Consider the following 21,619-nt stretch of genomic DNA (forward strand, 5'->3'; position numbering starts at 1 on the left):
ATTAGACTTCAAAATTGTTTTCAGTTGAAGATAGCTATACATCTTCTCACTTTGTCTGCCTATTATGAGATATGAAAATGAAAACAATTAATGTCCTTATAGGTATCATTCTGATTCTTGTATTGGCGGTTGTTGGTTTTATGGCAATAAATTATTTATGTATCAGTATCTACGACTGCGATGTGGTGATTTCAGAAGAAACAAAAAATACAATTGATGGGGTAGTCAACTTTTAGTACCATTAGATCTATTAATTTTTATTCAGGCCAGTATGAAAATTTATATATGTTTGATTTAAGGTGTACTTATGAATACTGTTGGACGGAATTTTTCTGCAGTGAAAAAGGATACATACAAACCATTGCTTGATAATATAATGCATGATCCTGTAGATTTTTTTGTTTTTCTTCTTTTTGTACCCTGGTTAAACATTGTGATATACTTCCTTCTTCAATCGGATCCCTCGCTTGCAACGTATTTTGTCCTCGATTCAAATGATCCGTCTAAATTGCCCATGTTCTTATCAAATTATTCACATGTAGATTTGTCCCATCTGCTTTCCAATATGCGAAGTTATCTTCTTGTAACGCCTCTTATTATAGCCCTGAATTTTGAACGTATAAAGTTTAGAATTCATATGTTATTCTTTTTTTTGTTCCTCCCTGTCCTTTTCTCAATATTAACACTCAAGGGTGTTCCTTCGGCAGGTACTGTTAATGGTATGTCCGGCATTGTAGCGGCGATGTTTGGTTATCTTTTGTATTCTACATTTGCTTATATAGCAGGGAAATGGGATACTGGTAACCCGATTCATCTTCTGTTTGCAGTACTCTGTACCAATCTTGTGATCATATCCCTTACTTATGGACGCATGTGGTTAGTAGTTTTATGTTCTTTTATTGTATTTGCCAATATTATAAGGGGTCAGGAAGTGTTACACCAGATTGTTTCCAGAGCCGAATTTATCCTGCGTAGATGGGATCGGGAAAATCTGGATTTAATGCATCGTCCCTGGGGAAGAATAAAACAGGAAAGGATAATTGAGATCGCAACTGCAGTATCTATAATTATATTCCTTCCGGCCACTTCTGCTTTTCTTTTTCTTGGTAATATTATTTCTCTGGATGGTTTGCGCACGAATGTTCTCGTTCATTATGTTGGTTATGTGTCAGGAGCCTTGCTCCCATTTATAACTGGTTCATTGGAAAAGTGATTTACCTAATGGTATTTCATAGCTATTATAAATCCAAATAAACGACTTTTGCCACTCATACTTGTCTAAATATAGAAAGGTTTATTAATTATATATTCTATTCTTTCTATGTTGCCAGATGAAGGTTGCTGCACCATCAATCCATATTGATGCCACCTTACTACCCCCTCTCAGTATTTCACTTCACCTGGCAACTTTACAATTTACTAATTTCATGAGGCTATGCTATGAGCGAAATAATCAATGTACTTACAAACCCGGATAGTTTTTTCAAAAGAAGGATGACAGAAAGAATACAATTCAAAGTCCCTGCCCTTATAGTAATATTGAATGGCCTGCTAGGGGGACTTTCCGGTTATATTATGGTTAAGGCACTTTTATCATCCGCAGCTGTCGGGGGAGGATTTGCAGGTGCAGGTGCCATTTTTGGTGCTTTGGGGGGTTTTCTGGGTGTTTTCATAGTATGGCCGATATACACAGCGGTTTTCTATGGACTGTCAGCCCTGTTTGGCGGGGAAGGCTCATTTAAGCGCAGCCTTGAGTTTGTCGGTTATGGTTACATCCCGGCCCTATTTAACTCTCTCTTTGGCCTGTATGTTCTAAATCAAGTATCATCTTCTCTCCAGGCATCTTCTGCAGACCCTACACAGATGGCACAAATACTTACCAGTGATCCCATGATGCAGGTTGCAACACTTGTCGGTATCATATTCCAGCTGTGGAGTGCTAACATCTGGATTTTTGGTCTTAAGAATGCACGTAACTTAAACCTGCGTAGTGCCCTGATTTCTGTAGGACTTCCTGTAGGCCTTTTGATTACTTATTCCCTCATTAATTATATTGGAGGAATTGTGTGAAAAAGTTAATTTTCACTCTATTTCTTCTTTTCTTTTTTGAGTGACCCATCAAAGGGTCACATTTTCCTGTTCCTGACGCAATTTAGGCGAATCAATCCATGCACCGGCAACCCTTGTTTCTCCATTTTCTTCTTTTAAAGCGATACTGAACAATCCTTCTGAACCATCTTCAAAGGTAACGGTATAAACAATAGTTACAAACCTTTCACCTTCAACAGATTTGAGGAACTCCAATGATACAGGTTTGCCTACGGTGGACATCAACATCCCATTTACTTCATAGAAAGTTTCCTCAGGAAGGGCCTTTTTCATAGTGGGTGTGAATTTTTCCGAAAAAAGTGTGTAATTGTCCTGTTGCATCCCTTTTATAAGCTGATTTGCAATGGGGTCTGCATATTCCTTTGCACGTTGTTCTTCTGAATCATGCATGCATCCTGCTGTCAACAGGAACAAAATTACACATACCATTACTATTTTTTTCATTCTTCCCACTTCCTCAACGTAAATACAAATGTGCTGCCGACCCCTGGCTCACTTTTTACCCTTATAGAGCCACCGTGGCCTTCTATTATTCCCTTGATAATCGCAAGCCCAAGGCCACTACCTCCCACTTTGCGGCGTGAGGTACTGTCTACCTGATAGAATTTTTCAAATATTTTTTCCTGCTCGTTTTCGGGTATGCCTATACCCTTGTCAATAACACTTATTTCCACGAAATCTCCAGTCTCTTCAGTTTTAATTTTTATGCTTTCGCCTCTATCGGCTGTGAATTTGATAGCGTTGTTGAGTAAATTGACAAAAACCCTCAACAGTTTATCCTTATCCGCTTTGACCCGGGGGTCATTATCCAACTCTCTTTCAATGGCAATTCCATGTTTTGTTGCCATTGGTTCCATCATCTGGATTACATTATCAATGATTTCTTTGAGGTCGACCTTTTCTTCTTTGAAAACCATCCTGCCTGATTCAATGCGGGAAATGTCAAGCAGGTCATCAACCATCCTGGATTGCCTGTCTATATTGCGGATTATGAGGTCAAGCATCTCTTCCTGGGTTTCTCTGTCATAGTCTTCTTCCCGGAGAAACTCACTTGATGTGCGTATGGCTGTGAGAGGAGTTTTCAATTCATGTGAGACCATGGATAGGAACTCATTCTTCACACGGTTGAGTTTTTGCAGTCGCTGGTTGGAATTTTCCAGTTGTTCGGTTTTTTTATCTACCTCTTCCTCCAATTTACGATTCCAGGAGAAAAAGATCAATGATATCAGTGAGGTGAAGAACAAAATAAAAAATGTCGTTATTATCATAAAGGTTGCCTGTTTCAGGTATATGGAGCGTACAATTGAGGTTATGAAAGGTACAGGTGTCACAACACCTACAGACCACACCTGGTTATACCATTGTATTGGTACATATGATACGAGTTTTTCTTCCAGTTCATTGTTTTCATTGAGTTCTTCAAAACGCCCCATTCCTTCTTTTCCTTCCGTCTGTTCCCCAAGTATGTAAAGACGGTCCTGGTCAGGCTCATTGAGAATATCGAAGTAATTTTTTCCTGTTTCGTTTGGTTTGTCACTGCGATAAAGCAGCTTTCCTCTGTCATTGATAATGTATACATAACCGGCAGATGAATCATAACTTTGTATGACCCTTTCTGTGATTTCCTCGATACGTATTATTGCCAGGACAGTTCCTTTGAAATCATTTCCAGAATAAACGGGAACCCAAACATACATTGCAAGTTCGTCTTCAAATGTGTATGTAGGATCGGTAATATAGGTCCTTCCCATTGATTTTGTTTTTTGGAAGGCTTGATCCATGTTGTTTTCATGCAGGTTATATCCCAGAGGTGTTCTATCCTCAGGATAACCAGAGACAATGGTGCCGCTTTCATCGATATATTCAAGGGCATAAAATCCCTGCGACCTTTCGTAAAGGGATTTGAAAGATCTCATATAGAAGTCATCAGGAACTCCATTTTCAGCACCTGCTATTACTTCCAGGGCTACGATCTTCTCATTCAGAAACTCTGTGACGCCCGATGATATTTGTTTTGCATTGAGGGTCTGTTGTTCTGTATATTGTTCCTCAAAGATTTCCTGGACCTCGAGGTTTGAACGTGCCCCCAAAAAAACAACAGAACCTATAAAAAGAAGGGCAATGAAAGTTATGATGATTATGTTATATCGTCGATTGCTGAAAAACATGAGAATGATCAGTTTTGTGCCCGGCGCAATACCATTCTAATACGGGCTTTGAGTTCTCTCAGGTTGAAGGGTTTTGTGATATAATCGTCTGCACCTGTCTCGATTCCTTCTATCCGGTCATCAACTTCGCCTTTTGCAGTAAGCATTATTATGGGGATGTGGTTATACAACTCATCTTTTTTCAGTTGTTTGCATATTTCAAAACCATCCATATCCGGCATCATGACATCCAGAAGAATAAGATCGGGTGTTTTTTCTTCGATTGCTTCAAGACCTGTCTTCCCGTTATATGCCTCAATAACGTTATATCCTTCTGATTGTAATGCTCTTTTTGCGGCAATTATAGCATCGGGCTCGTCATCTATTATAAGGATGGTTTGCCTGGAATCTCCCATCTCTTCAAGTCTTGTTTGTATTGTTTTTTCAGATATTTTCAGTACATCTGCCAGTTCGACTGCAGAAAGGGCCGGATTCTTTTCAAGAAGGCTGAGTATCTTGTCGTCAAGTTCTTTTTCGGGCATAATGACCACTAAATAATATCAGTATTCCTATCAAATAGTCTATGCTATTAAAGCTTTTCCAAATATATGAAAGACCTGTTATTCAGAGATATAAGTTGACCATAATTAGAAAACCTTATAAAATATAATATTGTAAGTAAACAGGATGGATGTTCTCGAAAAGATATTCGGCAAGACTGCACAGATGACTGTGCTTAAAAATCTGATATCCCATAGGGAAGACTCTACCTATCTCTCAGGGATTGCAGAAGAGACGGGCTTGTCTCATTCGAGTGTTGCCCGTGTCATAGCACCCCTTGTAGAAACAGGTATTGTTAAGGAGAAACCCCTGGGAAAACAGATACGTACTTTCAGTCTGAATATGGATAGTGAATTGACACAGCTTGTCCTTGAATTCTATGATCGTATTCAGGAGTTTGCCGATTAATTCTTAATATGATTTTTGTTCATCCAATGTTTCCGTATGAACGTCACTGTTATTCTTTTCAAGCATAATTTTTGCAAGATTACCGGATATAGCCGCCAGGGCATTGGTTATGTGAAGTGTACAGACTGCAATTATTATTCCCAGACAGGCTGTTAGAATTGCCTCAGGCAAGATGTCTATCAGGATTCTTGATTTTCCCGGAGACCAGTATATAGTTATAAACGGTGCGAATATAAGTCCAAGGGTCAAAGTAAAACAGATAGCCAGTATTATAAGTGTAAATATCCCGAAGGGAAATTTGATGAATAAAAACATCATACCCTTCCAGGCAGCTGGGTCTGCAAGCCTGTTTTTAATGTTACTCCAGAAGTTTACAGGGGGTTTTTCCTCATAAGAAAGCGGAGATATATCTACGCCAAGCAATCTGGTTGCCAGTTCCCTTTCAAAATTTACCAGTTCCCACCATGCCACCAGTACCAGCAGAAGGACGGGTAGTCCTATGATAATTATGGAAAAGCTTAAGCCTACAAGCAGGCCGGATGTCAGGAAAAGGAAATATGCGGTACCCAGGGGAAATGTGAATATTACATAAAGCAGGTTCAGGTACGTCTGACGCTGGAACATCACACCAAAAAATGAACTGAACAATTTGTTTATGTTTCTCATCACAAATCCTGCTGTTTTATATTTCTATTATCGGTTGCGTTTATTCTTCCTGAGGATAAAGTATAGTATGGCTCCCAGTAAATGGGTAAATACAATAACTATTATCCAGATCAGTCTCTCATTGCTTCTGTCTGTTTCCTTTGTGATGCAATCTATAAGCATCCATATCCAGAATAATGTCCCGAATATTCCTATTCCAAAAAGAAGGATGATATTAAAGAAAGGCATTGCTATCATGTCAAACATTCCATCACCTCATTCGTTTCTTAAAGCATCTGTCGGATTCATCTTTGCAGCCTTGTTGGCGGGATATACCCCTGCTACAAGCCCTACAAAGACTGAAATTATAAAACCGGCTGCGATTTTGGATAACGGGAATGCTACCGGCAAATTCATGAAACTTTCAGCTATATAGGCACCTGCCATTCCCATCAAAGTCCCTGCAATCCCTCCGAAAAGTCCCACTATCATTGCCTCTACGATAAATAGATTCAGTATACTTGTATTGGTATATCCCAGCGATTTCATCAAACCGATTTCCTGTGTTCTTTCAGTCACTGTGACAAGCATAATATTCATTATTCCGATTGATCCAACTACAAGAGATATCAGGGCGACAGCAGTTAGCAGTGCCCCCAGAGAATCAGATAGTTGCTTTGTTTGTTCCAGGATTTCCACCTGATCCATTATGAAATATGGTTTAGCGTTGTCATTATTCATTTCCCTTGAGTCTATGCCGAACTGGCGTCCCAGTTTCCCATCAATCTCCTCTGATGTTTGCTCAACTACCTCCATACTTTTTGCCTTTATGAAAAATGAATCATAATGATTTTCCCCAAGCATGGAATTCATTGTGGCAATCGGTATGAATATTCTATTGTCTGGTTCTATGCCCGATTGTACCAGTTGAGTATCAGGGCTCTGGAGTATTCCTTTTACAACAAACCTGTGGCTGACACTTTCTCCATTGCTTTTGGTGAAAGTCACATCTATTGAATTCTTATTCCCCACGGGCCTGTCAAAGATTTCTTCTGCAACTTCAGAGCCAATCACTGCAGCATAGCTGTCTTTATCTATCAGGAAATTTCCTTCAGCCAGCTGCAGGTTTGCCACTTCGGGGTAATCTTCTGTCACCCCCATTATACCTACATGCCGCCGGGATGATTGGTAACTGACAGTCGCAGTCTGACTATTTATAGGTGAGATTCCGTCAACTTCCTGCAGATTGGAAATAAGGCTCTTTTCTTCCTTGCCAAGAATACCCGGTTCCTTACTTTCTACTATAATGAAATTTGAACCTACGGCTCCGATCTCATCAGTAAAAAACTGGTTGAAACTGGCACCAAGTGACACATTGGCAATTACTGCTGCCACTCCTATTACAATTCCCAGGGTAGTCAGGAGGGAACGCAGTTTTGCACTGCGTATGCTCCCAAGGGCTATCTTGAATGCCTGTTTGGGATTTACCATGAGTGTCCCACCTTAATTCTTTCTTCGATACAGTACGGCTGCAGGAATCAGCAGGCCAACAAGTGCAAGAGCGGCAATTGCAATATTGCTGATCCCGTTTTCGTCTTCATGTACTGTTTTGAAAGCTTCCAGTTGTGATGTGGTCTGGTGTGCATTCATTCCGTTGCGATATTCAACGGTTATTTCCAGAGGTTCTGTGATATTTTCTCTCATCTGGTTGGCTTCGAATTGGATGGAGAACAGTTCATCAGGTTCCATTGTACCCACGAAATATTCTCGGGGTGAAAATTCAATACCTTCTGCTTCTGGTATTACGTTGACCGAATAAAGGGTGTTCTGTCGTATATTTGCCACATCAAATTCTATTGTTCCTTTCCCGTTAACCAGGGTAGGGGTAATGGTTGGTATTACCTTTACATCTGCATTATCAACCTTTACAGGAATTTCCCAGTTGCAGTCATATATGTGGGAGTTACTCTTGATTACAAGATTCAGGTAATGAGTACCTGCAAAGAGCTGTTCATCCACTTCAAGGTTATAAGTGATGTCCATCTTATCCCCGGGTCCCAGTAATCCGTAAGTATCGGATATGCTTGATACTTCAATTCCTTCATCAGCTTCCAGGGAAGATGATTGGATATGAGCATTGGTGTCGTACTCCTTACCATCAATAGTTACAGAATGAGTTGTTGCACTGTTTTTGAGACTAAAAGTGATAGTTCCACTGTCGCCGGGTGAGAATACTTCGGGCTCGGCACTTACTTCTTCAAGTTCAATTGAACCTTTGCTGTCATAGGATGTTGATCCCACTTTAATCTCAAAGGTATTTTTCAACCAAATAGAATCTTCAGGTTGGTATCTGATATCAAATTCGACAGGCCCTGATTTTGCTTCCTCGTCCACATACAGGCGATACTTGTGCACAGCTGCAGTGTCCGGCTTCAGTCTTCCAATATTTTTGACAGCATTGGGTGAGGAATCCAGGGCCAGTGGATATTCGGGAAGCATTTCAATTGAGACATCTTCTGCCTCTCCGCTTCCTATGTTTTCTATTTTTATCCATACGTCCACGTACTGGCCAATCTCGGCCGGCGAAGGACTATAGCGCATCACGCTTACATCGAGAGTATTTGGCGATGATACTGCTGCGGTTGAGTTAATTGGGGTCAGTGCGATCAGTAGTATCAGTAGTATCATGAGTGAAATATAAGTCAAGGGTTTCCTGTAATTCATTTGTTTCACCTCAGTTGTTTTCTATGTATCCATCTTTCAGGTGTATGGTTCGGCTTGCATACTCAGCGGTCTGTGGATCGTGTGTTATCATTATTACTGTACTTCCCTGCCGATGCAGTTTTGAGAAGAGGTTCATTATTTCCAGACTGGTTTTAGAATCCAGGTTACCTGTGGGTTCATCGGCAAGAATTATCGATGGATTATTGATAAGTGAACGTGCTATGGCAACCCTCTGGCATTGGCCTCCTGACATTTCGGAAGGTTTGTGACCCATCCGGTTTCCCAGTCCTACAAGTTCAAGGAGTTCAATGCCTCTTTTTTCCGGATCCACGTTATCCTTGCTGTTCTCGTAGGTTGGAAGCAGGACATTTTCAAGAGCATTCATACGGGAAATAAGATTGAAATTCTGGAAGACAAAACCGATTTCCAGTCCTCGTAATTTTGCGATTTCACTATCAGAAAGTTCACTTATGTTACGATTGCTAGTCCTTACCTCTCCCATCGTGGGCCTGTCAAGGCAGCCAAGCATATTCATAAGTGTACTTTTTCCGGAACCTGAAGGCCCCATTATTGCCACGAATTCTCCGCGGTTTATTGTGAGATCAATTCCATGCAATATCGGGATTTCCTGATCAGCGAGCCTGTAACTTTTGAGCAGGCCTATAGTTTCAATAGCAGGGTTGCATGATGTTTTGTTTTCTCTTGGGGGTTGCTGCATATGCCATACCTCAAAATTTAGTAACATTTGTCTATTTTTAGGCAGGCTAGGCTATGGCAATATGGCATATATAATTTACGATACATAGACAAGTTATTTTGAATATATTCAGGTATGAGAAAAAAGTTAAAAGTTAAAAGTTAAAAGTTGAACCGACGCCAATCTCTTTGACATTGCAGTATCTGGAAAGGAATATCTTTGCTTCAAGATCAGTGCAATGGCAGGGGTGGATGTTTTTTATATTTCTCTGGTATAGATATTCTGCTGTGTCACGGAGTCGATCTCTGGAAGCAGATAAAAGGTGAAAACCGCCTATAATATCAATAATTGTATCATTTTTACAGACCTTTTTTGCATATTCAGTTATGTTGCAAATCCCTGAATGGGAACAGCCTGTTATGATAACAATTCCTTCATCCGAGCACCACACAAGTGCCGAATCATCAGACATTTCGTCCGGTATGGTATCTCCGTTTGGATTTTGCTTTTCTCCAATTGCCTCAGTGGTTTCAAATTCCAGCTGTCGGGGAATTTCTCCCAGGAAAACAAGATTTTCAGTAATCCAGAAGTTTTTCGTTGTTAAATTCAGTTCAAAGTAATTTTTGAGAACTTCATCGCTTATGATATTGCCAATATGTGTTGTATTTTCAAAAATAGTAGGTGTCAGAGCAAGTGGGTGGCACACAAGAGCGGGTTTATTTACCTTTTTTTCCTGAAATTCCCGGTTTGTGTAGTACTTTATCAGTTCGGTCAAGCCCCATGTGTGATCCAGATGGCTGTGGGATAATACTAGATAATCCAGTTTTGCAGGATCTATTTCCATTAGAGCGGCATTTTTCAGGAACAAACCTGAATAACCGGTATCAAAAAGAACCTTTTTTCCTCCATCTTCGATAAAAAAGGAAAGAGCAGGTTCCCCTTCAAAATAATTGTCTATAAGAGTATTATTATCCACAAGCACTGTAATTCTCATAAAGAAAAAATTGAGGCCCTGTTATTTAGTGTTACCTTTCAGGGCATCCTGTACTATTTTCAGGGCGCAGAGTTCACCGCACATGGAACATGCATCACTTCCTGTCTTGCGGCTCTGGCGGATGGCAGCAGGTTTTTCACTGTCAATTGCAATGTCAAATTGTTTCTCCCAGTCAAGGTCACGTCTGGCTTGTGCCATCTGGAGGTCTGTTTGTCTTGCCTTTTCGCGCTGTCCCTGTCGTGTAAGATCGGCAGCATGTGCTGCTATCTTTGTGATAATCGCTCCCTCCCTGATATCGTCTTCAGTGGGAAGGGCGAGGTGTTCTGCAGGAGTGGTCATGCACAGGAAGTCCGCTCCAGACATGCCGGCAATGGTTCCGCCGATCGCACCTGTAATATGGTCATAGCCGGGTGCAATATCCGTGACCAGTGGTCCAAGAAGATAGAGAGGAGCTTCATGGCATAGTTGTTTCATGCTTTTTACACTCAGCTGCACCTCGTCAGCTGCCACATGGCCGGGTCCTTCCACAAAGGTCTGGACATTGGAGTTACGTGCCTCTTTTACAAGTTCACCCAGGGTTATGAATTCCATGAATTTTGCATTATCTGAGGCATCATGGATACAACCGGGACGCATTCCGTCACCCAGGCTCAGGGTCATGTCATACTCTCTTGCTATCTCTATCAGGTAGTCAAATTCACTGTAGAGGGGATTTTCCTGCTCATTGTGGATCATCCAGGCAATTGTAAATGAGCCTCCCCTGCTTACAACATCCATCACCCTTTCACCTTTACGCAGGCGTTGCAGGGCGTTCTGGTTCACTCCTGCATGGATTGTCACAAAATCGACACCGTCTTCTGCATGTTTGCGCACAGCATTGATGATGTCATCGGAGGTCATATCAACTACAGTTTTTTGGGATGAAGCAGCCTGATAGATTGGCACTGTACCAAAGGGTACATCTACGGCTTCCATGAGAAGTTTGCGGGTGGAATCAAGGTCTCCCCCTGTGGAGAGGTCCATTATGCTGTCTGCCCCGTACTTAACGGCAGTTTCTGCCTTTTTAAGTTCATCTTCCACATCAACAAAATCTCTTGAGGTTCCGATGTTGGCGTTGACCTTGACACTCATACATTTTCCGATACCTTTTGGGGATGTTTCCCTCAGCACATTTTTTGGGATAGTAATAAGCCCCTCTGCAACATATTTTCTTACTATTTCAGGATCAATACCCTCCTCCTTTGCAACCTTATGTATCTGAGGGGGAATGTTTCCCTTCTTTGCTTCATCCATCAATGTCATTTTTAACGCCTGCCGTGCTTAATTTATTCCAGAATAATAGGTATTCGCATATATAGGTTTCACAGGTAAAAAAGGAATTAGAATGAAATCTATCGTTAAATATTCAGATCCTTTAAAAGGGCTGGATTGGAATTGTGAATACAAAGGAATTTCCGGCTCCGGATTCACTCTCCACTTCTATCTCTCCGCCATGTAATTCTATATACTCTTTAGCAAGTGAAAGGCCCAGGTTACTATCAGGTGGTTTCACCCCAGATTCGGAATATATTTCTTTGAAAGGTCGGAACAATTCTTCTAACTGGGTCGGAGAAATGCCGATTCCGGAATCATTTACTTCAAACTTCAGGTCATAACTGCTGTATTCCATACTGATATGTACATTTCTTCCTTCAGGGGTAAAGTGTATTGCATTGATGATGAGATTATATATTGCCTGCTTGATTTTTGCTTTGTCCACATTTATTTCCGGTATGTATTCAGGTATATCAGTAGTTATTTCAACATTTCTGTCCTCTGCGAAAGGTTTAAGGAATATCAAAATTTCATTGAGTAACTCAATAATGGAAAACATCTCAATATTGAGTTCCATTTTTCCTGCTTCAACATCTGATATTTCTAAAATATCATCAATTAAATTCATCAAATGTTCCGCACTTTTTTGTATACCTTGAATGTGCTTTTGCTGTTTTGGATTTAATCTTCCATATATATTATTGTGAAGCATCTGGGTAAAACCAATTATATTACCCAATGAAGTTCTCAGTTCATGACCCAAATTGGCCTTTAACTCAGAGTTGGTTTTGCTTACTTCCCTGCCATGAAGCCTAGCTTCTGCAAGTTCTGCCTCAGCACGCTTGTGATCTGTAATATCCTTTACGAATTCGACTGTACCGGTAATTTCACCTGTGGTGGAGTCTTTTAATGGATAAGCCAGGAGTTCAAACCATTGTGGTTCCGGGTCTGGCAAACCCTGCACAATATTTCTTTCTGTTTCGCCTGTTTCCATGCACCTGATTACCGGGCAGGGTGTACAGGGGCTGTCCCTGTCATGATATGCTTCATAACATTTCTTGCCTTCAAGTGGTGTATTTTTTTCATACCATTTATTCATGGCATCATTTACACGTACGATATTCATGTCAGCATCAAGTATGCTGACCCCGTCCTTTATGCTTTCAATGATGCTGTTCAGGAACAATTTGTTCTTGATCAATGCCTCTTCCATAAGTTTGGATTCTGTGGTATCCTTTGTGAAACCTAAATAACGGGTGTCTGAAAGTTTAGTAGAAGTTACACGCCACCATCTTCTGCTTCCATCCTTTCTTAAGAAATTAAATTCAACATCAACATATCCTTTTTTGACGAGGGTTTCAAAGCCCTCAATGACTTTTTCATGATTGTCAGGAGGTATGAGGTCAATGAGATTCATAGAAAGGAGTTCCTCTTTTGAATAACCTGTAGTTTCACAGGCTTCTGTATTGACTTCAACATAATCTCCGTTTTCATCTGCAACAAAAACACCATCAGGAGCTTTATTTATGTAATTCCTGAACTTCGCTTCACTTTCCCTAAGGGCGTTTTCCGTGTTCTTCATATCAGTGATATCGATCCCAGTAGCCGCTATATACCGGTCGCTATCCTGTTTATCTTCATGGACCACGGCCTCCATCAACATAGGAAATTCGGTTCCGTCCTTATGGGTGTGCCAGATCTCACGATGCTTGTAATCAGAATCTTCAATGAGCTTATTTCTAAACCTGTATGTCTCTTCCAACTGGTTTTTATTATGAAAAATAGAAATGTCTTTTCCAATTACTTCTTCAGGAGTGTAGCCATGAATATTTGCAAAATAATCATTTATGTATGTGATATTGCCATCAAGATCAAGGAGAAGGCTACCGTAATTGGCCCTGTCAACAATATTTTTGAATTTCCTTATTTCTTTTTGGGCTAATTTACGCTCTGTAACATCAATTCCTGAAGCGATTATGCCTGTAATTTCCCCCTTGTCATTTCTCAGCACAGAGTTGTGCCATTCGATCACAAATTCTTTGTTACTGATGTTGAGGACCGGATTTTGATATCCCTGCACAATTTCTTCTTTTCCAGATACTATTTCATTTATTATTTGTCTGACATGTGCTTTGTTTCTGGAGGGAATAAAATTATCGACCCAATTTTTCCCGACAATTTCTTCTTCAGGGTATCCAAGTATCTCTGAGGTCTTGAGGTTGGAAAAAAGAACGTTTCCTTCAGGGTCCAACACGACAAAAATGACCTCTGCGGCATCCAGGCATTCACCTGTCTTTTTCTTTTCTTCCCTTAATTCTTTCTCTTTTGCTTTCAGGTCACTTATATCCAGCATCGAACCAATAATACCGGCAACATTTCCATCCCTGTCATTATATGTTGCTTTGTAAAACCTGAATTCCTTATTTTCTCCGTCTGCACACCGAACTTTAGTTTCATAAACCTGTTTTCTCTGCTTTTTTATAAGTTCCATGTCATGCTCATGGTAGATTTCAGCAAGTTCTGGAGGTATTTGTTCAGCAAGTTCAAACAATGTATGATTGACGGCTTTTTCACATGGGATTCCCAGTATTTCCTTACAAAATATTTTATTAAAACCTTTGTATACACCATTTATATCTTTATAAAATATAGGACCTGGAATAGTATCTATCAATTTTTTTAGGAATTTGGCCCGCTCGTCAAGAGAGATTTTCTTTTCTTCAAGTTCATTTTCACTTTTAACCCTTAAAATTAAGTTTCCTATCTGGCTGGCAATGGATTCCAGAACTATTTTTGTATCTTCAGCAATTCCTTCAGGATTAAAAGACGAGACGACAAATGAGGCAATTACCTCCCCATCTTCTTTCTTTATTGGAATGATGCCGATGGTTTTCATTTCTTTAATATATTCTTTGTCCTTGAGTGTGCCAGCAATTTCTTCGGGTGGCATGTAACGAATTTTACCTTCTTCAACGAGCTTTGCCTGCAATGAATCCGCAGGATAATGCTAGCTATTTTTCAAGATGTCTTCAGGAACGTCTCCCCCATAAGCTATGAGATTCGATCCTTCATTTTTTGACCTCAGGTATATCGCTGTGACGTCAATATCTTCCAGTGAAAGAATATGTTTTGACAAAGAATGAAAAGCAGTTTCTAAATTGTTTGATGCGCCAAGCTCAATAGCAATATCTCTCTGCAAGGTTAACATCTTTTCCCTGTTCAACAAAGTACTCTCCAGTGTAAAGTTAATAATTTATAGGCATATAATGTTTTACATGACTATATTTTTGGTTATGTTATGTATATACATAAAAAAGTTGCATTTATTTTAATTTGTTGATTGTATTTGTTTATATATAAATCAATAGTACAAATCTTGTCTTAATCAACACTTAAAGAAGCGTTTCCAGCTACCTTTATGTAATCATGGCAACATCTAGTTGCCGTGTATATGACTATTGTTGTATTTGCTGAAAAAAACAAGGCTGCAGCCAAACTTGCGACTATTTTGAGCGGAGGAAATAGTACAAGAGAGCATGTGGCTGACCTGCCGGTGTATTCCTTTGTGGCTAAAGGGGATGAATACAAGATAATTGGTCTTGCCGGGCACATTACATCCTATGATTTTGATCCGGCTTACCGGGACTGGAAGGCAATTGACCCTGCGGTCCTTTTGACAGCTGACCCGATCAAAAATATCACCAAGAAAAATTATGAACGGGCTGTCAGGCAACTTGCAAAACAAGCAGATTCCATTGTACTTGCATGTGATTATGACCGGGAAGGAGAGAATATCGGTTTTGAGGCACGTGATATTGCTCTGCAGGTCAAAAAAGTTCCTGTAAAAAGGGCCAGGTTTTCTTCCCTGTCTGCAAATGAGGTCCAAAAGGCTTTTAATAATCTTGTAGAGCCGGATACCAATCTGGCCCTGTCCGCAGATACTCGCCAGATACTTGACCTGAGAATGGGTGCGGCTTTCACCCGTTTTATGACCCTTGCTGTCCGGGAGGAGGCATACACCAAAAACATTCTTTCAATCGGTCCGTGCCAGACTCCAACCTGCGGTTTTGTATATGAAAGGGAAAAAACCATCCGTGATTTTCAACCCGAGGATTTCTGGAAGATAGAAGCGGTTTTCCAGGCAGGATCCAGTGAATTTGAGGGTGTACATCGTAAAGGCAACATCCGGGATGTTGAACTTGCAAAAAAGATATATGAAAAACTGCAGGGTACCAGAGAAGCCATCGTGTTTCGCCTCAATATCAAAGAAAAACAGATCAATCCTCCTTATCCTCTAAATACGAATGAGTTCCTCAAAAGGGCTTCCAAATTTCTGGATATCAGTCCGGAAAAAGCCCTGGAAATAGCAGAGCAGCTTTACCTGGCCGGCTTTATCAGTTATCCCAGGACAGAAACAAACCGCTATCCTGAGGACCATGACTTTAAATCCATGCTTAAAAACCTTCTCAGGATAGATGAATACGCCCCCTTTGCAGAAAATTTACTCAAAACGACAGTATCTCCCCGTAATGGGAAAAAGGATGGCCATGACCACCCGCCTATCCATCCTATAAAAGCAGTTTCCGAAAAACAGATCAAAAATGCAGTTAAACTGGATAATTCCTGGAAAGTATATGACCTGATTGTGCGTCATTTTCTCGCCAATCTTATGGATCCTGCCCTCTTTGAAAAAACTCACATGGAAGTGCATGTGAAAGATGAACCTTTTGATTGTAAGGGTTCGGTTATGAAATCTGAAGGATGGAAACAGGTCTATCCGTTTGAGATATCAAAAGAAAAGCTCCTTCCTCATGTACAAGAAGGGGACAAGGTGGCTGTAAACAAACTCACAAACACCAAATCCCAGACCACACCTCCCAAACGTCTAACTGAAGCCGAACTTCTGACCCTCATGGATAAACATGGTATCGGAACCAAGGCAACAGCCCCCTCACACATCGAAACAAACAAGAAAAGAGGTTATTTTGAGATTAAAGGCAAGACAATTTCCATGCTGGATACCGGCTTTAACCTCATGGATGCACTGGGGGTTTCGGTACCTATATTGATACAACCTGAAATCAGGGCAAAAATTGAAGGGTTGATAGAGGATGTTGAAAAAGGAATAAAATCCTTTGATGAGGCCATCAGTGAAGGTACCGTCCTTATACAGAAAATGTATACACGGCTCAAGTCCGGTAAAGGCGATATTGTGCTGCGTATCGCAGGCTCTATAAAAGATGAAAAACTGGCTGAAGATAAGAAAAATCACATTGGCAAATGCGATAAATGTGGCAGGACGCTGAGTATTATACGTACTGATAAGGGTCGTTTTGTAGGTTGCAGCGGCTATCCACAATGTCGCAATACGTATCCTCTCCCCCGAAAAGGTTCCCTGGATGTAATGCGCTCCCGGGAGTGCAAAAAGGGTGGATTTGCCGTACTCAAGGTCGGTGGTGGGAAATATTACTGGAGTGTTGGGGTTGGTCCATGTTTTAATTGTGAAAAACAAAAACTATGCTTCCCGCCTACTGTGATAGGTAAATGTCCAACCTGTGGCTGCGACATGATATTGATTGAGACCAAAGATTCGAAATTCCTGGGCTGTGCACGACGCTGTGGTTTTACGTGTTCATACCCCCAAAAGGGTCGTGTTACACTGCGGGATGAGACCTGTGACGAATGTGGATGGAGAATCGTCAGGGTAAAGGAACCCAAAAAAGACGGCCGGCATTATTGCATTAACCGCAAATGCAATCAAAAATTCAAGAATCTGCTCTGAGGTTATATTATGTGTCCCAAAGGGACTTATTGCCTTATACTGAAAACAGGTGGCTGTACGGTTAGTGTAGGAAGTCTCAAATCCATCGTATTTGAAGCAGGTTATTATGTTTATGTGGGGTCTGCACTGGGTCCCGGCGGACTCAAACGTATGTATCGCCATCAAAAGCTTGCCCGGGAAAAGGACAAAAACCCCAGGTGGCATATTGATTATTTACTTGTCCATCCGGATTTTGAGTTTGTTGATGTTGTTTACACCTGCTCTGAAAAACATATCGAATGTGGCATTGCTGACAATCTGCAGGGTAATTATGTGTTGAAATTCGGTTGTTCGGATTGTTCCTGCCAATCCCATCTATTCCACAGGTTGACCTGTCCTGTAAATGAAATACAGGCAGCAATTGAGGATATCGGGCAAATACCAAAAACATTGAGCGAAAATGATGATTCCTGAGAATCACCATTCATTCTCAAAATTATCCCTGTACGTGATTTCTGCCAGGGATTTCCTTGTGGATGACCTTTCTTCGTCTGTTGGATGGCCTATTGCGATAATAGCCATAAGTTCCATATCTGCCGGTGCTTTGAGAATTGAATTTACTTTATCTTCCTGATTGAGTATCTCTCCCAGCCAGACAGCACCCAGACCAAGTTCATTGCATGCAAGGAGCATGTTCTCTATCGAAGCACCTATGGACTGGATGTCCTTGGTACGGTTATATCCGCTTTCCTTATCGAAATAGAAAGCAACAAGCACTTTTGCACCTTTCACAGTGTCACTGTAATGGGTGCAACCGGCTAGTTGATCGATAGTATCTTCCCTGCGAATCACCACAAATTTCCAGGGCTGGTTATTGAGTCCTGAAGGAGCCCAGCGAGCACATTCTAAGAGAGTTGTGATGGTCTTGTCATCCACATCCTCTTCAGTAAAATGGCGTACACTTCTGCGATTGTAGATATTATCTAAAGTGTTCATGTTTTCCTCCAAAAAAGGAAAATAAAGGAAAGAAAATGGGTTATTTTTCGTTGAGTTCACTGTTAAGCCAGGGCATCATGGCACGCAGTTTCCTGCCTACCTCTTCAACCGGGTGTTCCCTGTCCTGACGTTCCATTGCTTTAAGTACAGGGTTGTTGGCTTTATTTTCCAGTACGAAATCTTTTGCAAATTCTCCACTCTGGATGCGGTCCAGGGCTTCATACATTGCCAGTCTGGATTCATCGTTGATGACCTTGGGTCCAACTGTCATTCCACCGTATTCTGCTGTGTTGGAGACAGAGTACCACATTTTTTCCAGTCCCCCTTCGTGGATAAGGTCAACGATAAGTTTGACTTCGTGCAGTGTCTCGAAATATGCCATTTCAGGCTTGTAACCTGCTTCCACAAGTACCTCAAAGGAATTCTTGATCAGGGAAGCAACACCGCCACAGAGATCCACCTGTTCACCGAAAAGATCGGTCTCTGTTTCCTCGCGGAATGTGGTTTCAATGACACCCGCACGGGTACATCCCACACCCCGGGCATGGGCAAGGGCCAGTTTCTTTGCATTGCCTGTAGCATCCTGATAGATCGCGATCAGACCTGGCACACCGGCATTGTCCATGTAGGTCCTCCTGACCAGGTGCCCCGGACTCTTTGGAGCAACCATGTAGACATCAACGTCTACTGGGGGCACGATCTGGTTGTAGTGGATGTTGAACCCATGGGAAAAGACAAGTGCATTTCCTCCTTCAAGTCCCGGCTCGATTTTGTCCCTGTATACATCAGCCTGTACTTCATCGGGCATGAGAATCTGGATAATGTCGGCTTCCCTTGCAGCATCTTCAACAGACATGACTTTCAGGCCATCTTCTTCTGCCTGTTTCCAGCGTCTGCTACCAACCCTAAGGCCGACCCTGACATCAAGACCGGAGTCATGAAGGTTCTGTGCCTGAGCGTGTCCCTGGCTTCCATAACCGATAACTGCAATCTTCTTGCTATCCATCACTGAAAAATCAGCATCTTCATCGTAATATAGGTCTACCATTTATTTCAATCTCCTGTTAAATATTATAATTATGAACTTTTTGAGCCCCTTGTCAGGGCAATTCTTCCTGTACGGACAAGTTCCTTGATCCCGAAGGGTTTGAGTAGTTTCTCTATAGCTGCAATTTTTTCTTCATCGCCGGTAACTTCAATGATAATGGATTTTGAAGCTACGTCAACAATACGTGCACGGAAGATATCAACTATCTGGATTATCTCAGCCCTCGTATCCTTATCGGATTTAACCTTGATAAGAGCCAGTTCCCTTTCCACGGATTCGTCAGCACCAAGATCGGTAACACGAATCACATCGATCAGTTTATTCAGTTGTTTGCTAACCTGTTCTACGACATGGTCATCCCCGCGGACCACCAGGGTCATTCTGGAGACGTTAGGATCTTCAGTAACTCCTACTGCAAGACTATCGATATTATATCCGCGTCTTGCAAAGAGCCCTGCCACCCTTGACAGCACTCCGAACTTATTCTCTACCAGAACTGCAAGTGTGTGTCTCATTCTTTCCTCTCCAGGTCAAGTATTTCATTGATAGGTGCACCTGCAGGCACCATTGGCGATACGTTTTCCTCACATTCTACAATAAAGTCTATAATTACCGGTTTACCTGAATCCATCGCTTTTTCAAGAGCCGGTTTGACCTCTGAAGTTTTCTCAACCCTGATACCAACCGCACCATAAGCTTGGGCCAGTTTCACGAAATCAACACTGTCCCGGATGCAGGTATGTGAATAACGCTTCTCAAAGAACAATTCCTGCCACTGCCTGACCATTCCCAGATAACCGTTGTTCATTATGGCTACGATGACCGGAATGTCATTCTGGACAGCAGTTGCGATTTCCTGGGAATTCATCTGGAATGAACCATCGCCTGCAATATTGAATACAACTCTATCCGGCTTTCCGACCTTGGCACCGATTGCTGCAGGATAGCCGTATCCCATTGTCCCAAGTCCCCCGGATGTGATGAAACTGCGAGGCTGGCTAAATTTATAATACTGGGCTGCCCACATCTGGTGCTGGCCGACTTCAGTAACTATGATGGCATCTTTGCATGCTTCATAGACCTGTTCAATAATGTACTGGGGTTTGAGACCGTCCTGTTCACCAACATAGTGAAGTGGGTAGGATTTTTTCCAGCCCTCTATCCTGTCAAGCCACTCTTTCCTGGTTTCGTGTTCAACAGGGTTTACATATTTGTTAAGGGAAGATAAGATATTCTTTGCGTCCCCGACAATCGGTATATCCACCTTTATGTTCTTGGAAATCTCGGCAGGATCGATGTCAATGTGCAGGATTTTTGCGTTGGATGCAAAGGATGCAAGTTTACCCGTCACACGGTCGTCAAATCTTGCGCCGACTGCTATGAGAAGATCACATTCCTGTATTGCGTAGTTGGCATATTTAGTTCCGTGCATACCGGGCATTCCTATGTACAGGGGATGCTGTGTAGGGAACCCTCCTATTCCGGTAAGGGTAGTGGTGACGGGTGTCTGTATATGTTCAGCAAACTGCAGTAGTTCTTCACTGGCATTGGATCCCAGTATTCCACCGCCTGCATATATCAAAGGCCGATGGGCCTTTTCAATTGCAGATGCAGCCCGTTTTACCTGTTGGAGATTTCCCTTGTAGGTTGGTTTGTACCCTTTAAGGTCCACTTTATCCGGATAGGAAAATTCGATTTCCTCGGTTGTGATATCCTTGGGCAGGTCTATCAAAACAGGTCCGGGCCTTCCTGTGGATGCAATGTGAAAAGCCTCCTTGATTATACGGGGCAGGTCCTTTGCATCCTGCACAAGATAGTTGTGCTTGGTGATTGGCATTGTGATACCGGTGATATTTGCTTCCTGGAACGCATCGTTACCTATCATTGAACGGGGAACCTGTCCTGTGAGTGCGACCATTGGTATAGAATCCATGTAGGCATTTGCAATACCGGTTACAAGGTTGGTGGCACCGGGTCCTGAGGTTGCAAGACAGACACCGACTTTGCCAGTGGCCCTTGCGTACCCTTCGGCGGCATGGGCTGCTGCCTGTTCATGCCTGACAAGGATATGCCTGAGATCTGATTTGTATATCTCATCATATATTTGAAGAAGGGCACCTCCGGGATAACCGAAGATAACCTCCACATTTTCTTCATAGAGGCACTCGATGATCGCGCGGGCACCTGTCATCTTCCTGGTATTTTCACTCATTAT

Annotated in this window: 21 protein-coding genes; 5 read left to right on the top strand and 16 right to left on the bottom strand. The window is 41.8% G+C overall.

The window, feature by feature from the left end:
* Nucleotides 1–307 precede the first annotated feature (307 nt).
* A complete protein-coding gene (locus tag MMAH_RS04130) occupies nucleotides 308–1,213 on the top strand; it encodes a hypothetical protein (RefSeq protein WP_013037284.1) in 906 nt (301 codons plus the stop codon).
* Between the two features lie 227 nt (nucleotides 1,214–1,440).
* Entirely contained in the window at nucleotides 1,441–2,070 is a 630-nt protein-coding gene (locus MMAH_RS04135) for a Yip1 family protein (RefSeq protein ID WP_013037285.1), read from the top strand.
* Nucleotides 2,071–2,118: 48 nt separating this feature from the next.
* On the opposite strand, the gene MMAH_RS04140 is transcribed toward MMAH_RS04135, so the two are convergent.
* The 3 genes from MMAH_RS04140 to MMAH_RS04150 are packed head-to-tail and all read right to left on the bottom strand — an operon-like array spanning nucleotide 2,119 to nucleotide 4,798.
* Nucleotides 2,119–2,553, bottom strand: a complete 435-nt coding sequence (locus tag MMAH_RS04140; RefSeq protein WP_013037286.1) for a DUF3887 domain-containing protein — start codon at nucleotides 2,551–2,553, stop codon at nucleotides 2,119–2,121.
* Entirely contained in the window at nucleotides 2,550–4,277 is a 1,728-nt protein-coding gene (locus MMAH_RS04145; RefSeq protein ID WP_013037287.1) for a sensor histidine kinase, read from the bottom strand. The genes MMAH_RS04140 and MMAH_RS04145 overlap by 4 nt, the downstream gene beginning before the upstream one ends.
* 8 nt (nucleotides 4,278–4,285) lie before the next feature.
* Nucleotides 4,286–4,798, bottom strand: a complete 513-nt coding sequence (locus MMAH_RS04150; RefSeq protein ID WP_013037288.1) for a response regulator — start codon at nucleotides 4,796–4,798, stop codon at nucleotides 4,286–4,288.
* A gap of 145 nt (nucleotides 4,799–4,943) precedes the next feature.
* On the opposite strand from MMAH_RS04150, the gene MMAH_RS04155 reads away from it, so the two are divergent.
* Nucleotides 4,944–5,225, top strand: a complete 282-nt coding sequence (locus MMAH_RS04155; protein WP_013037289.1) for a helix-turn-helix domain-containing protein — start codon at nucleotides 4,944–4,946, stop codon at nucleotides 5,223–5,225.
* Between the two features lie 3 nt (nucleotides 5,226–5,228).
* Here MMAH_RS04155 and MMAH_RS04160 read toward each other — a convergent pair whose 3' ends face one another.
* From MMAH_RS04160 to MMAH_RS04200, 9 genes are all read right to left on the bottom strand, one after another.
* On the bottom strand, nucleotides 5,229–5,891 hold the full coding sequence (locus MMAH_RS04160) for a sensor domain-containing protein (RefSeq protein WP_013037290.1): 663 nt from the start codon (nucleotides 5,889–5,891) through the stop codon (nucleotides 5,229–5,231).
* Nucleotides 5,892–5,918: 27 nt separating this feature from the next.
* Nucleotides 5,919–6,137, bottom strand: coding sequence for a PLD nuclease N-terminal domain-containing protein (locus MMAH_RS04165; protein ID WP_013037291.1), 219 nt, complete (start codon nucleotides 6,135–6,137; stop codon nucleotides 5,919–5,921).
* A gap of 9 nt (nucleotides 6,138–6,146) precedes the next feature.
* Nucleotides 6,147–7,361, bottom strand: a complete 1,215-nt coding sequence (locus MMAH_RS04170) for an ABC transporter permease (RefSeq protein ID WP_013037292.1) — start codon at nucleotides 7,359–7,361, stop codon at nucleotides 6,147–6,149.
* 12 nt (nucleotides 7,362–7,373) lie between these two features.
* Entirely contained in the window at nucleotides 7,374–8,594 is a 1,221-nt protein-coding gene (locus tag MMAH_RS04175) for a COG1361 S-layer family protein (RefSeq protein WP_013037293.1), read from the bottom strand.
* A 10-nt stretch (nucleotides 8,595–8,604) separates the two neighbouring features.
* Nucleotides 8,605–9,312 carry an ABC transporter ATP-binding protein gene (locus MMAH_RS04180; RefSeq protein WP_013037294.1) on the bottom strand — a complete coding sequence of 236 codons (708 nt, stop codon included), beginning with the start codon at nucleotides 9,310–9,312 and terminating at the stop codon, nucleotides 8,605–8,607.
* Nucleotides 9,313–9,445: 133 nt separating this feature from the next.
* A complete protein-coding gene (locus tag MMAH_RS04185; RefSeq protein ID WP_013037295.1) occupies nucleotides 9,446–10,285 on the bottom strand; it encodes an MBL fold metallo-hydrolase in 840 nt (279 codons plus the stop codon).
* Nucleotides 10,286–10,306: 21 nt separating this feature from the next.
* Entirely contained in the window at nucleotides 10,307–11,587 is a 1,281-nt protein-coding gene (gene thiC / locus MMAH_RS04190; RefSeq protein WP_013037296.1) for a phosphomethylpyrimidine synthase ThiC, read from the bottom strand.
* A 112-nt stretch (nucleotides 11,588–11,699) separates the two neighbouring features.
* Complete coding sequence (locus tag MMAH_RS04195) at nucleotides 11,700–14,588, bottom strand: PAS domain-containing protein (protein ID WP_013037297.1); 2,889 nt, start codon at nucleotides 14,586–14,588, stop codon at nucleotides 11,700–11,702.
* A gap of 18 nt (nucleotides 14,589–14,606) precedes the next feature.
* Entirely contained in the window at nucleotides 14,607–14,822 is a 216-nt protein-coding gene (locus MMAH_RS04200; protein WP_157198694.1) for a hypothetical protein, read from the bottom strand.
* Nucleotides 14,823–15,050: 228 nt separating this feature from the next.
* Between MMAH_RS04200 and MMAH_RS04205 the strand changes: the two genes are divergently transcribed.
* The gene (locus MMAH_RS04205; protein ID WP_013037299.1) at nucleotides 15,051–17,381 is read left to right on the top strand and encodes a DNA topoisomerase I; all 2,331 of its coding nucleotides are present in this window, start codon (nucleotides 15,051–15,053) and stop codon (nucleotides 17,379–17,381) included.
* 9 nt (nucleotides 17,382–17,390) lie between these two features.
* Complete coding sequence (locus MMAH_RS04210) at nucleotides 17,391–17,834, top strand: GIY-YIG nuclease family protein (protein ID WP_013037300.1); 444 nt, start codon at nucleotides 17,391–17,393, stop codon at nucleotides 17,832–17,834.
* A gap of 3 nt (nucleotides 17,835–17,837) precedes the next feature.
* Here the strand turns inward: MMAH_RS04210 and MMAH_RS04215 are convergent, their stop codons facing one another.
* The 4 genes from MMAH_RS04215 to MMAH_RS04230 are packed head-to-tail and all read right to left on the bottom strand — an operon-like array spanning nucleotide 17,838 to nucleotide 21,616.
* On the bottom strand, nucleotides 17,838–18,356 hold the full coding sequence (locus tag MMAH_RS04215; protein ID WP_013037301.1) for a nitroreductase family protein: 519 nt from the start codon (nucleotides 18,354–18,356) through the stop codon (nucleotides 17,838–17,840).
* 40 nt (nucleotides 18,357–18,396) lie between these two features.
* Nucleotides 18,397–19,404: a ketol-acid reductoisomerase gene (ilvC, locus tag MMAH_RS04220; RefSeq protein WP_013037302.1), complete on the bottom strand. Its 1,008-nt coding sequence runs from the start codon at nucleotides 19,402–19,404 to the stop codon at nucleotides 18,397–18,399.
* A 29-nt stretch (nucleotides 19,405–19,433) separates the two neighbouring features.
* Entirely contained in the window at nucleotides 19,434–19,919 is a 486-nt protein-coding gene (gene ilvN / locus MMAH_RS04225; protein WP_013037303.1) for an acetolactate synthase small subunit, read from the bottom strand.
* Nucleotides 19,916–21,616 (bottom strand): acetolactate synthase large subunit, encoded by a 1,701-nt coding sequence (locus MMAH_RS04230; protein WP_013037304.1) that lies wholly within the window; start codon nucleotides 21,614–21,616, stop codon nucleotides 19,916–19,918. Before MMAH_RS04230 ends, ilvN begins: the two co-directional genes overlap by 4 nt.
* Nucleotides 21,617–21,619 lie beyond the last annotated feature (3 nt).

This window comes from Methanohalophilus mahii DSM 5219, assembly GCF_000025865.1.
GTDB lineage: Archaea > Halobacteriota > Methanosarcinia > Methanosarcinales > Methanosarcinaceae > Methanohalophilus > Methanohalophilus mahii.